This is a genomic window from Nocardia higoensis NBRC 100133 (assembly GCF_000308595.1).
Lineage (GTDB): Bacteria > Actinomycetota > Actinomycetes > Mycobacteriales > Mycobacteriaceae > Nocardia > Nocardia higoensis.
On the sequence record NZ_BAGA01000167.1, the window covers coordinates 1 to 12,640 of the forward strand.

The 12,640-nt window shown below is 68.5% G+C and carries 8 protein-coding genes and 1 pseudogene; 6 read left to right on the top strand and 3 right to left on the bottom strand.

Annotation, left to right across the window (positions count from 1 at the left end):
• A partial coding sequence (locus tag ON26_RS27495; RefSeq protein WP_040800591.1) for an AMP-binding protein occupies positions 1–1,140 on the top strand: 1,140 nt, incomplete at its 5' end.
• A 244-nt stretch (positions 1,141–1,384) separates the two neighbouring features.
• Here the strand turns inward: ON26_RS27495 and ON26_RS27500 are convergent.
• The gene (locus tag ON26_RS27500) at positions 1,385–3,319 is read right to left on the bottom strand and encodes a flavin-containing monooxygenase (protein ID WP_040800593.1); all 1,935 of its coding nucleotides are present in this window, start codon (positions 3,317–3,319) and stop codon (positions 1,385–1,387) included.
• 31 nt (positions 3,320–3,350) lie between these two features.
• The gene (locus ON26_RS27505; protein WP_040800603.1) at positions 3,351–4,391 is read right to left on the bottom strand and encodes an LLM class F420-dependent oxidoreductase; all 1,041 of its coding nucleotides are present in this window, start codon (positions 4,389–4,391) and stop codon (positions 3,351–3,353) included.
• 632 nt (positions 4,392–5,023) lie between these two features.
• Here ON26_RS27505 and ON26_RS27510 point away from each other — a divergent pair.
• Together ON26_RS27510 and ON26_RS27515 are read left to right on the top strand one after the other, a co-directional pair.
• Complete coding sequence (locus ON26_RS27510; RefSeq protein WP_040800605.1) at positions 5,024–6,226, top strand: acyl-CoA dehydrogenase family protein; 1,203 nt, start codon at positions 5,024–5,026, stop codon at positions 6,224–6,226.
• 165 nt (positions 6,227–6,391) lie between these two features.
• Positions 6,392–8,254 (top strand): acyl-CoA dehydrogenase, encoded by a 1,863-nt coding sequence (locus ON26_RS27515; RefSeq protein WP_040800595.1) that lies wholly within the window; start codon positions 6,392–6,394, stop codon positions 8,252–8,254.
• A gap of 171 nt (positions 8,255–8,425) precedes the next feature.
• On the opposite strand, the gene ON26_RS27520 is transcribed toward ON26_RS27515, so the two are convergent.
• A complete protein-coding gene (locus ON26_RS27520) occupies positions 8,426–10,600 on the bottom strand; it encodes an acetate--CoA ligase family protein (RefSeq protein WP_051027730.1) in 2,175 nt (724 codons plus the stop codon).
• Positions 10,601–10,915: 315 nt separating this feature from the next.
• Between ON26_RS27520 and ON26_RS27525 the strand changes: the two genes are divergently transcribed.
• The 3 genes and pseudogenes from ON26_RS27525 to ON26_RS27535 all read left to right on the top strand — a co-directional run.
• Positions 10,916–11,812: an alpha/beta hydrolase gene (locus ON26_RS27525; RefSeq protein WP_040800597.1), complete on the top strand. Its 897-nt coding sequence runs from the start codon at positions 10,916–10,918 to the stop codon at positions 11,810–11,812.
• 91 nt (positions 11,813–11,903) lie between these two features.
• Positions 11,904–12,392 carry a flavin reductase family protein gene (locus ON26_RS27530; protein ID WP_040800599.1) on the top strand — a complete coding sequence of 163 codons (489 nt, stop codon included), beginning with the start codon at positions 11,904–11,906 and terminating at the stop codon, positions 12,390–12,392.
• A gap of 40 nt (positions 12,393–12,432) precedes the next feature.
• Positions 12,433–12,640: pseudogene (locus ON26_RS27535) on the top strand (alpha/beta hydrolase); the annotation flags it as partial.

Below are 12,640 nucleotides of genomic sequence, written 5' to 3' on the forward strand. Positions count from 1 at the left end.
TTCGCCGAGGACGTGGCGGCGACTTCCGACGACGCGATCGACCGGAACATTCCCGCCGACGCGATCTACCACCAGATGTACACCAGCGGCACCACCGGAAAGCCCAAGGGTGCGATGGTCTCCCATCGGGCGGCCTGCACGAACGCCCTGCAGATCCAGCTGGCGCTCGGCTCGGTGCGCAGGGCCACGCTCTGCGTCATGCCCCTTTTCCACGCGGGTGCCGCGCTGCAGATCCTGGCGTACACCTCGGGCGGGTGTTCGGTGCACGTGGTCCGGGATTTCGACCGGAGTGATGTGCTGCGGGAGATGTCCGAGCGCAGGATCCAGCTCCTCACGTTGGCCCCGGCGATGATCCAGACCATGCTCGACGACCCGCTGGCCGCCGAGCTGGACTTCTCCGCCCTGGAACTGATGGTCTACGGCTCGGCGCCGATGGCGGTCGAACTCGTGAAGAGGGCGATGGACGTGTTCGGCTGCGATTTCGCGCAGGCCTACGGGATGACCGAGACCTGCGCGGTGGCCACCATTCTCGCCCCGGAGGACCACCACCGGGCGCTGGCCGGCCGCCCGGAGATCCTGGCCTCGGCGGGACGCGCGGTCCTCGGATCCTCCGTGCACGTGGTCGGACCCGACGGCGCGATGCTTCCGAGCGGCGCCGTCGGCGAGATCGTGGTCCGGGGGCCGCAACTCATGGACGGCTACTGGGGACTCGAGGACGCGACCCGCGCGGCGCTCGACGGTGGGTGGATGCACACCGGCGACGCCGGCTACCTCGATTCCGAGGGGTTCGTGTTCATCTCCGATCGCGTCAAGGACATGATCGTCTCGGGCGGCGAGAACATCTACCCGCGCGAGATCGAGGAGATCCTGTTCGAGCTGCCCGGCGTCGCCGACGTGGCGGTCATCGGCGTGCCGAGCGAGCGGTGGGGCGAGAGTCCGATCGCCGTGGTGGTGCCCGCGGCGGGCGCGACCCTCACCGAGCAGATGGTTCTGGACCACTGCCGGGCCCAGCTCGCGAAGTTCAAATGCCCGGTCTCGGTGACCTTCGTCGACGCCCTGCCACGCAGCGCCGTCGGCAAGGTCCTCAAGCGCGATCTGCGCGAACCCTATTGGCAGGGTCGGGATCGCCGGATCAACTGAGCGCAGCCACCGTCGTCGACGGCGGCTCACCCCGGGCGGCCGATCCCGCCGGACGTCTGCCCCACCCGAACGTGGGCTCGCACGGTGCGGCAACGCCGTCTCCGGCAGCTGAAACGCCGGACCGGCACCCGCGGTTCCTTCGAAACATCCGCCGGTCACCCTCGGCAGTCCTCGCAGACGAGTTCGCCGGGTCCCGTGAGGACCCGGCGAACTCGTCTCTCGTTGCGGCGGCTCGCCGCGAATCTCAGCCCTTCTCGCGCGGCGTCGCCACGAAGTCGGCGGGGTCCGGCCGGTGGGTCCGCGCCCAGTAGTCGGTGACCGGCCACGGCGAATTGGTCACCACGCGTCCGCTGGAGTTGCGGTAGTAGCTGTTCACGCCGTCCATGGCGTACACCATGCGCGAGTTGGCCTCGTCGAGTTCGGCGTTGTACCGGTCGTAGGCTTCCCGGCGGCATTCGAGTGTCGCCAGATCGTCGGTCACCAGCCGGCTGATCGCCTCGACGACATACCGGACCTGCGCCTCGGCGATGGTGATGAAGCTGCCGCCCGGCGGATTGGTGTTCGGGCCGTAGAGGAAGAACAGATTCGGATAACCCGGCGTCGTGATGCCGAGATGCGCGCGACCGTTGTCGTCCTGCCACAGCTCCCGCAGCGCGACGCCGTCACGCCCGTGGATGTCCATCGGGTACAGGAAGCGCTGCTGCTGGAAGCCGGTGCACAGGATGAGCACGTCGATCTCGCGCTCCTCGCCGCCCGCGGTGACGAGCCCGCCCGGCGTCAGCCGCTCGACACTGTCGGTGAGCAGTTCGACGTGCGGTTTCACCAGGGTGGAGAACCAGCCGTTGTCGATGAGCAGCCGCTTGCCGAAAGGCGGGTAGTCCGGCAGCGTCTGCTCGCGCAGCTCGTCGTGCCCGGTGAGCTGCTGCTCGAGGTATTGGGTGAAGTAGGCCCGGTAGGCGTCGTTGAGCGAGCTCACGAGCTTGCCCTTCTCGTCACGGCGCGGGTCGACCGGCAGCGCAGCGAAGGTGCGTTCGGTGTAGAGCCAGTACAACCGGAACCGGTACCAGCCACGGTAGAAGGGGATGTGGTCGAACAGCCAGTGCTTGGTGGGCGAGGACTGCTGGAAGTAGTTCTCGTTGGGGGCGATCCACTGTGGCTGGCGCTGCAGCACGACCATGTTCTCGACCCGGTCGGCGATGGCCACGACCAGCTGCATGGCACTGGCGCCGCTGCCGACGACCGCCACCCGCTTGCCGGTGAGGTCGATGTCCTCGGGCCATTGGGCCGAATGCACGATCTCGCCGCGGAAGTCCGCTGTTCCGGGGAAGTCCGGGATGTTGGGCGTGCTGTGCAGGCCGGCGGCGGTCACCAGTGCGGTGGAGCGCAATTCCTGCTTCGCTCCGTCCGGCCCGGTCACCGAGACGACCCACTGTCCGGCCTGCTCGTCCCAGACGGCGGCGTCGACCGAGTGGCGCAGCCGGATCTTGTCGGTGACGCCGTATTCGCGGGCGACGTCCTCGAGATAGGCGAAGATCTCGTCGCGCCGGGAGAAGTACTCGGTCCAGTTCTTCGGCCGGAAGGAGAACGAGTACAGGTCGCTGGGAATGTCGACGCGAGCGCCGGGGTACCGGTTCTCCCACCAGGTGCCGCCGACGCGATCGTTGCGCTCGAGCACCGTGTAGGGGATGCCCGCCTTGTCGAGGTGGATGGCGCAGGCCAGGCCCGAGACGCCCGCGCCGACGATGATCACCCCGAAATCGGGGCGGGCGGTCTCGACGAGCCCGCTGATGTCCGTGGGTTCGAACGGGGTGAAGCCGAGCTGTTCGGCGATCATGGGGGAGTAGGTCTCGGGGATCTGCTCGCCCATCACCGTGCTCATCAGACGGGCGAGCTCGGCGCCCGTCGGCGCGGGATGCGCGACCGGCTTGCCCTTGCTCCAGTCGAGGACGGCATCGGTGGCGGCCTGGTGGATCTCGGCCTGGACGGCCGGATCGAGTCCGCCCGAGTCCAGGTCCTCGAATCCCTTCGGCGCGGCGGGGAGATACGGCGCCGACAGCCACTTCTCCTCGCCGGTCAGCTGGTAGATCACCGGCAGCAGGGACGGAATGTTAGCCGCGGTGATCGCGGCGTGCACCGTGGCGCGGTCCAGATCGGGTTCCGGTGTGATGGCCGGGCTCATGGGGATGTCCTTCCGGAGTGGGATGTGGTGGTCAGGCGCTCAGGGAGCGCAGGAGTTCGATCGCCGAGACCCGCTCGGCGTGCGTCGGCGCCATCGGGCTGACATTGAGCAGACCGACGCCGATCTCGCGGAGCATGGCGACCCGCTCGGCGATGTAGGAGGCGGGACCGATCAACGAGGTCGCGCGCACGAGCTCGTCGGGGACGGCAGCGGCGGCTTCGCGGTGCTTGCCCGAGAGGAACAGTTCCTGGATCGCCTCGGCCTCCGCGACGAATCCATATCGCTTGGCCAGGTCGTTGTAGAAGTTGCGGGTGCGCGAACCCATGCCGCCGATGTAGAGGGCGAGCTGCGGCCTGGCCAGGTCCAGCCACGGTGCGGGATCGTCGGTGACGGCGAGGGGAGCCCGCACGATGATGTTCAGCTCGCCCAATTCCGGGGCGCGCTCGGCCTTGCCGCGGCGCAGCGCCTCGCCCCACACCGATTCCAGCTTCTCCGGGTGGAAGAAGATGGGCTCCCACCCCTCGGCGACTTCGGCGGTCAGCTCGACCATCTTCTCGCCCAGCGCCGCGATGGAGACCGGAATCCGGTCGCGCACCGGATGATTGATCAGCTTCAGCGGCTTGCCCAGTCCGGTGCCTCGATCGGCGGGCAGCGGGATCCGGAAATGCCTGCCCTCGTGACGCAGTGCCTCACGCCGCCATACGGTCCGGCAGATCTCGATGGTCTCCCTGGTCTTGCCCAGCGCGTGCCCGAAGGCCACGCCGTGGAAGCCCTCGACCACCTGTGGCCCGGAGGCGCCCAGGCCCAGGCGGAATCGTCCCTTCGACACGTAGTCGAGGCCGGCGGCTGTCATCGCCAGGGTGGTGGGGGTGCGGGAGTCGATCGGGAGGATGCCGGTCGCGAGTTCGATCGTGGATGTCCTGGCCGCGAGATAGCCCAGCTGGCTGACCGCGTCGAAGGTGTAGGCCTCGCCCATCGTCACCGAGTCGAGTCCCGCGGCTTCGTAATCGACTATCCGGGAGGCGATCTCGTCGAACGGTGGACCGAAGTCCAGCACGGTGCCGATACGCATGTGCATTCCTGCTTTCCGCAAGTCGCAGCGCGCGCTGCGATCGGGTGATGAGGCAGCCGACCCCGACGATCGGCCCCGAGAGTCGCGGCTGAGGGCCGCTGTCAGTATTTGTTAATGCTAACTATGGCTCATAATGGCAGTCAATGTCTCGTGACATCGGAAATTAGGGCACAAAGTTAGTATTAGATACGGACGAGTGCGTCCAGGGGAGACGGGACTCGAGGCCGCCTCCGGTGATCCGCCTCGGCGGTCGTCCCGGTGCGCGCCTCGCGATCGCCGCATCGAGTTCTGCGTCGAGGCCCAGCATCGGCCGGTTCGCGCTCGGCCGAGGCGGCACCGGAGCCGGCCTGCTGTCTTCCCGGCGAGTTCCCGTAGTTGCCGGGGGCGGCCTGCGCATACCGGCAGATCAGGTCTGTGAATGACCATTTCGGAGAACCTACGCATGGAATACTACGCTGGCCTGCGAGATCGAGTCTTGACATTAGTAGTAACTATGTTACGTTGATCACAACAGCGCCTATTCGAGCCGGCCTTGGCGGGCGCTGCAGGGGGCAGGAAACAACCGGATGCGTGGGGAGCCACTCGATTGCCGAGCGCGCCTCCGGGCAGACATCCGTACGAAAGGCATGAACATGACCGATACGCTGACCCGCGAGACGGTGACCGGCGGCGCCAGGGTGGCCGACTATTTGCAGCGTGCTCGTTCCATCGCGCCGCTGATCAGGGCGGAGGCCGCCGATATCGAGCGTGAGCGCACGATCACGAAGCCGGTTGCCGACGCGCTGAACGAGCTGGGTCTGCACCGCATGATGGAGCCCGTGGAGCTCGGCGGCGGCGGGCTGCTGCCCAGTGAGGCCATGCGCGTCTACGAAGAGCTCGCCAAGGCCGACGCCTCGACCGGCTGGGCCGTCATGGCCAGCACCTGGGGCACCGCGGGCTTGATCGGCAATCTCGCACCCGAGGTCCTCGACGAGCTGCTGAGCAAGGACGAGCCCTTCATCGCCGCGGGCCAGCTCCTCCCCAGGCATCCCGGCGTCCAGGTCGAGGGTGGCTACATCATCGACGGGAGCTACTCCTTCGCGAGCGGCTCGGACCACGCGACCTGGATCGGTGCGGGCTTCTACGTGGTCGACGAGCAGGGCAACCCGATCCTGGGCGCCAACGGTCAGCCGCAGGCGCGCATCGCCCTGCTGCCCAAGGATCAGGTCGAGTTCAAGAACAACTGGGATGTGTGGGGGCTGGCGGGCACCGGCAGTCACGACTACACGGTCTCGAAGAAGTTCGTGCCCGCGGAGTACACCATCCAGACCTTCGGCGGCACGCCGACTCGCGCCGACACCCTGTACAAGCTCGGCAACGAGTTCACCGGCGGCATTTGCCACGCACCGATCGTGCTCGGCATCGCCACGCGCGCACTGCAACTGGTCGCCAAGATCACTGACGGCAAGGTGCGCCCCACCTATTCCGTTCCGGTCGGCGAAGCCGAGATCTTCCGGATCGAGTTCGCTCGTAAGGAAGCCACCCTGCAGGCGGCTCGCCTGCTCTGCTACGACATCGTCGAGTCGGCCGAAGCCGCGGTGAACGCCGGACAGCCGGTGACGCCCGAACAGATCGCCCGGGCGACGCAGATGCTGTCGTGGGTGCACGAGGTCACCGCCGATGTCGTGATGTTCGCGCACCGCTGGGGCGGCAGCCAGAGCATCGGCCGCACGAGCACGCTCGGCCGTTTCGTGCGGGACATCAACGTGGCGACTCAGCACCTGCTCGTCGACCAGAAGATGTTCGTGGACGCCGCCGCGGTCCTGATCCCGATCTACGTGCAGGCCGAGTCGTGAGCGTCTGAGGAGGCCGGACCCGGTCGCCGTACATCGCACGGTGGGCATGCTGCGTCGGCGCGGCATGCCCTTCGGCCGTGGCCGGCGCCCTTCGTCGAGTCGGCGCGTGCACGAGGAACTCTCGACCTGCCGTGGGTGGGTCGACAAGCATGAGAGGCACCCACGATGGGCCATTACAAGAGCAATCTCCGCGATGTGGAGTTCAATCTGTTCGAACTGCTCGAACGCGACCGCGTTCTCGGCACCGGACCGTTCGAGGAAGTGGATCCGGACACGGCCAGGATCGCGCTGCGGGAGGTCGACCGCCTCGCGCGCGAGGATCTCGCCGCATCCTTCGAGGAGGCGGACCGCAATCCGCCGGTCTTCGACCCCGCCGCGCACACCGTCACCGTGCCTGCCGCCTACGCGGCGATGTACAAGACCTGGATGGACGCCGAGTGGTGGCGGTTGCGGGTGCTGCCCGAACTGGGCGGAACGAACGCGCCGAGTTCGCTGAACTGGGCGCTCGCCGAGTTCGTGCTCGGCGCCAACCCGACGCTGTGGACCTACGTCGGTTTCCCGACCGCCACCAGGGTCGTGTACCGCAACGGCACCAAACGCGACAAGCGCATCGCGCAGATCGCCGCCGAGAAGCAGTGGGGCGCGACCATGATGCTCACCGAACCCGACGCCGGCTCCGATGTCGGGGCGGGCCGCACGAAGGCGATCCCGAACGAGGACGGCACCTGGAATATCGTCGGCGTCAAACGCTTCATCACGGCGGGCGAGCACGATCTGTGCGACAACATCATCCACCTGGTCCTCGCCCGGCCGGTGGGAGTCGAGGGCGCGGGCGGTCCGGGCACCAAGGGACTCAGCCTCTTCCTCGTCCCGAAGTTCCACTTCGACCTCGAGACCGGTGAGCTCACCGGGGAGCGCAACGGCGTCTACGTCACCAATGTCGAGAAGAAGATGGGCGTGAAGGTCTCGGCGACCTGCGAGATGACGCTGGGTGCGAACGAGCCGGCCCGCGGCTGGCTGCTGGGCGAGGTGCACGACGGCATCAATCAGATGTTCGAGGTGATCGAGGACGCCCGGATGATGGTGGGCTCCAAGGCGATCGCGACGCTGTCCAGCGGATATCTCAACGCGCTCGACTACGCCAAGATCCGGGTGCAGGGCGCCGATCTGACCAGGTCGTCGGACAAGGCGGCGCCCAGGGTCGTCATCACCCGCCACCCCGACATCCGTAGGTCGCTGCTCACCCAGAAGTCCTACGCCGAAGGGCTGCGCTCGCTGGTCCTCTACACCGCCTCGTGGCAGGACGAGGTCGCGCTCGGTCACGCCGCGGGCGCCGACACCACGCTCGCCGAGGCCGTCAACGATCTGCTGCTGCCGGTGGTCAAGGGCTACGGCTCCGAACGCTCGTGGACGGTGCTGGGCACCGAATCCCTGCAAACCTTCGGCGGCTCGGGGTACCTCCAGGACTATCCGCTCGAGCAGTACGTGCGCGATGCCAAGATCGACACCGTCTACGAGGGCACCACCGCCATCCAGGCTCAGGACCTGTTCTTCCGCAAGATCGCCAGGAACTCCGGCGTCGCGTTCGGTCACCTCGTCCGGGAGATGTCGTCGTTCGCCGCCGACCCCGCCGCGGGAGCCGAGCTGGCGTTCGAGCGCGATCTGCTGCTCGAGGCGATCGGCAATGTCTCGGCGGTCGTGGAGAAGATGACCGCCGACCTGCTCTCCGCGAATCCGAAGGTCGATGGCGGCGACGAGAAGAACATCTACAAGGTGGGGCTGAACGCGACGCGGCTGCTCTACATCCTGGGCGACGTGCTCGTCGGCTGGCTGCTGCTGCGCAGCGCCGCGATCGCTCTGCGCGCCCTGGAATCCGACCTCACCGCCGATGACGAGGCGTTCTACGAGGGGAAGGTCGCCGCGGCGAAGTTCTTCGCCCGCAACGTCCTTCCGGTCGTGGCGGCCGAGAGCAGGATCGCCGTGGCGGTGGACGATTCGGTCATGAGCCTGGACGAAGCGGCCTTCTGACATCTCGCCGGTATACGAAGATGTGGCGCCCGATTCGATCGGGCGCCACTTTCGTTCGAGGAGAGGGCGCCCGCGCTGTTCGCGCGGGCGCCCTTCACGCGTCGGGCTGCGCTGGGATCGCCGGTTCGACCCTGCGTGTGAACGAGGCGTGGACGCCCTCGCCGCGCTGCGTCACCGGTCCTCGCCGCGGGCAGGGCGCTGGGCGGCGTCGTCCGCGGCGTCGCGCACGACGAAGAGCGCGTCGACCGCGAGCAGGCCGTCGGCGGTCACGAGCAGCGGATTGACGTCCAGCGACTCGAGCCAGCCGTGGCAGGACGCGGCCAGGCGACCGAACCCGACCAGCAGTTCGGCCAGCTGTTCGAGGTGCCAGGGCTCGGAGCCGCGGTAGCCGTGCATGATGCGCAGCTCGCGGAACTCCTCGATGAGCGCCTTCGCGTCGGCGACGGTCAGCGGCGCGGGCCGGCCGCCGACCCGCTCCAGGACCTCGACCAGGATGCCGCCGATGCCGAGGACCACCATCGGGCCGAGTTCGCTGCGGCCTTCGACGCCGACGAGCAGCTCCCCGCGCGCGGCTGCCATCGGCTGCACGGCGACGGTGCCGGGGACGCCGTGGCGTGCTGCGATCGCGCGCATGTCGGCCACCGCGCGGTCGAGATCCCCCCGCGCGATGTTCAAGGCGACCGCGCCGAGTTCGGTCCGGTGCGGTACGTCGGCGAGTTTCACCGCGTAGGGGCCGTCGAAGTCCGGCGCGGCTTGCTCGCCGTCACCGACGGTGCAGTACGGCGCGGCCGGAATGCCGAACTGCGCCAACAGGTCCATGGCCTGCGTGAACGGCAGGAAACGGCCGCCGTCGGCGGTGCGGGGGAACGGTCCGGGCGGGCAGGGCAGCGCCGCCACAGGCTCGGCCTGCGCACGTGCCCTCGCGCGATCGCGGACGAACGCTCCCATCGTCTGCAAGCCGCGCAGAGTGCCGCGCAGTCCGTTGCCGAGCGCGACGCTGCCGTCCGTGCCGATCACCTCCCGGGCGTAGGAGCCGACCGGGCCCGCGCCCGCGGCGATCGCGACCGGCTTGCCGTACCCGCGGGCTGCGGTGGCGACATCGTCGATGAGGCGGCGGTAGACGGGGGAGTCGTCGCCCTCGCCCCACATGTTGACGAACACGACCGCGTCCAGGTCGGGCGATCCCACGTACCGATCGACGATATCGGTCCAGAACGTCGCACCGAAGCCTGTGGTGTCCAGGGGATTCGGGACCGTGATCCCGGGAATCGTCGAGGCGACCCAGTCCGCGAGGCTGTCGAGCGGCGGCAGGGTGAGCCCTTCGGCCTCGGCGATGTCGTAGGCCAGCGAGGCGAAGCCGCCGGTGCCCGCGACGACGCCGAGTCGTTCGACGGAGTTCCACTTCGCCGGGTCGAGCTGATCGACGATCGAGAGCCGGTCGACGAGTTCCTCGAGGTCGTGGGCGAGCTGGATCCCGGCCTGCCGGAAAGCCACGTCGTAAGCCCAGGAGTTTCCGGCCAGCGCGCCGGTGTGCGACGCCGCCATCTGCTGGGTGCGGCTGTTGCGCGCGAGTTTGACCGCGACGATCGGCTTGCCCGCGTCCAGGCAGCGGCGTGCCGCGCGGAAGAAGGCCTCGGGCCTGCGGATGCCCTCGACGATAAGGCCGACGGCGGTGGTCTCCGGGTCGTCGGCCAGGAAGTCGAGGTAGTCGGCGATGTCGGTGACGGCTTCGTTGCCCGCGGAGATCAGCCGCGAGATGCCCACGCCGGTCCGGCTGCCCGCGGTGATGGCGACGCCGCCGATCATCGCGCCGCTGTGCGAGACGATGGACACGCCGCCGGCCGGTGGGTGGTAGTTCGCCGAGGCGGTCAGGTTCAGGCTGCGGGGAACGCTGATGTAGCCCAGGCTGTTCGGTCCGACGAGGGCCATGCCGCCGCGCCGCGCCGCGTCGACCAGCCTGCGCTGCAGCGCGTCGCCGTCCGCGCCGACCTCGGAGAAGCCCGCGGCGTAGATGACGATCCCGCCACAGTCCAGCGTCGCGCACTCCTCGGCCAGCGCCACCGTGCGCTCGGCGGACATCACCGAAAGCACGGCGTCGATCGGGCCGGGGACATCGGAGATCGAGGGGTAGGTCGCCGTGCCGAACACGGTGGCCGCGGTCGGGTGGACGAAGTGCACCTGTGCGCCGCTGTCGAGTGTCGGCCGGATGAAGGGCGCGACCGGGGACTTGTCGCTCAGGCCGACGATCGCGATGGTCGACGGATTCAGCAGACGGTCGAGGACGGGCCTCGGGTGCCCGGCAGGTTCCTGCGTGCGGTGGGAGCCGTCGTCCGCTAGGAGAGTCATGGCGTGGTCCTTCTGGGTCGGGTGTCGGGCATCGGGTCGACGCCCTGCGGTGTCCTGAGCTGGGGGAGTGGTGACGAGCCGGGGCCGCTGAGCCCTGCGATGCGCTCGCTCGCACGGCGGGCTTCCGCCGGGTCGCCGAGTCGCTGCTCGATTGCGCCGAAATCTACCACCGTGAACAGCGGTTATGGTCGAGTTTGCGGCCGAATCCAAAAAAGTCCAGGGAAACCTGTTCAAAAGTTAGTGGTAACTATGTAAGCTCGCTCACATACCCGGCGAAGAGCTTACGTCGGGATTCGATTTCAATCCGGAGGAACCATGGCCAGGACCGAGGCACTCGCACGCGCCGAGCAGATGTACGTGAACGGCTTTCCCGACCCGGCGACGGCGACGATGGAGGACCTGCGCGAGGCCTACGACCGGCTGCTGCTGCAGTTCCCCCTCCCCGAGAACGTCGAGCCGGTGGAAGGCGAGGCGGGTGGCGTCCCCGTCCTCTTCGTCACCGCGGAAGGCGCCGCGCGAGACAAGGTGCTCGTGTGGTTCCACGGCGGCGGCTACTCGCTGGGCAGCGCCCGAGGCTTCCAGGACCTCGGCCACACCCTGTCGCGTGCCGCGGGTGTAACCGTCGCGCTGCCCGACTACCGGCTCGCGCCGGAGCACAAGTTCCCCGCCGCGAGCGACGACGGCATCGCCGCTCTCTCCGCGCTGGTGGCCCGGTACGGTGCGGGCAACACCGCGGTCGGCGGCGACTCCGCGGGCGGCGGCCTGGCGCTGGCCACGCTCACCGTCCTGCGCGACAAGGGTGAATCCCTGCCCGCCGCAGGGGTCTTCATCTCCCCGCTGCTCGACCTCACCGCGAGCGGCGCGAGCGCCGACGAGTTCGACGGCAAGGACATCGCCGTCTCCCGCGGGTCGATCCTCAACATCGGCGGGGCGTACCTGCAGGGACATGATCCGAAGGATCCGCTGGTCTCGCCGCTGTTCGGCGATCTGGGCGGACTGCCGCCCGCACTGTTCATGGTCGGATCCGGCGAGGTGCTCCTCGACGACTCCCGTCGTGCGGCAGCCGCGATCACCGCCGAAGGCGGGTCGGCGACGGTGTCGGTCTACGAGGACATGATTCACGTGTGGCCGCTGTTCTCCGCGATCCTGCCGGAGGGTGTCCAGGCCGCCGACGAGGCCGGCGCGTTCATCCGCAAGAACCTCGGGTTCTGAGCGCCGCCACGCACTGACCCGCTCCGCGGGCGTCGCGCGCTCGCGACGCGACGCCCGCTGTCAGATTTTTCCGCACGAAAGGACGCACGAGATGTCCGACCAGCTGTCGGCCGACCTCACCGCACAGTTCCGCGACGCGATGGCCACGGTGTGCACGCCGGTCGCGGTCGTGACCGCCATGGACGGCGATCGCCCGCACGGCACGACCGTGAGCGCCTTCGCTTCCCTGTCGATGTCGCCGCCGTCGCTGCTGGTGTCACTGGATCAGGGCTCGGAGCTGTTGAGCCTGATCCTTCGATCGGGAACTTTCGGCGTCAATGTGCTCGGCAGTGTGCAATCCGCGCTCGCCGCGCAGTTCGCGCGCAAGGGCAAGGACAAATTCCTCGATGTCGCCTGGCAGGTCGACCGGGGCGTGCCCCGTATCGCCGGTGTCCCGCACTGGGTGGCCGCCGAGGTGATGGACACCGCGACGGTTGCCGACCACACCATCGTGTTCGGTCGCGCCCTCGCGGTGGAGAGCGAGATCGTGCCGCCGCTGACCTATCACGACCGGGTGTTCGGCACCCACGCCGCGCTGTAGGCGCGGACCGAGACGCTCTCCGACGAAGGAACGCAGGTAAATGGCACAGGTGGAACAGGCCGGGATCGAGGCCGAACGGAGCGAGGCCCTGACCCGGGCGCGCAAGTCCTTCGCCTCGGTATTCGGCGACGGCAAGCTCTCGCTGGCGCAGTTGCGCGGCAATCTCGACGCGATGATGCTCGAACCCCCACTGGCCGAGGATGTTTCGGTACAGCAGGCCCTGATCGACGGCGTCCCGGTGCTACGGG

Coding starts and splice junctions, on each gene's coding strand:
- ON26_RS27530 (WP_040800599.1), top strand. CDS start 11,904: ATGTCCGACCAGCTGTCGGCCGACCTCACCGCACAGTTCCGCGACGCG.
- ON26_RS27515 (WP_040800595.1), top strand. CDS start 6,392: ATGGGCCATTACAAGAGCAATCTCCGCGATGTGGAGTTCAATCTGTTC.
- ON26_RS27505 (WP_040800603.1), bottom strand. CDS start 4,391: ATGCGTATCGGCACCGTGCTGGACTTCGGTCCACCGTTCGACGAGATC.
- ON26_RS27525 (WP_040800597.1), top strand. CDS start 10,916: ATGGCCAGGACCGAGGCACTCGCACGCGCCGAGCAGATGTACGTGAAC.
- ON26_RS27520 (WP_051027730.1), bottom strand. CDS start 10,600: ATGACTCTCCTAGCGGACGACGGCTCCCACCGCACGCAGGAACCTGCC.
- ON26_RS27500 (WP_040800593.1), bottom strand. CDS start 3,319: ATGAGCCCGGCCATCACACCGGAACCCGATCTGGACCGCGCCACGGTG.
- ON26_RS27510 (WP_040800605.1), top strand. CDS start 5,024: ATGACCGATACGCTGACCCGCGAGACGGTGACCGGCGGCGCCAGGGTG.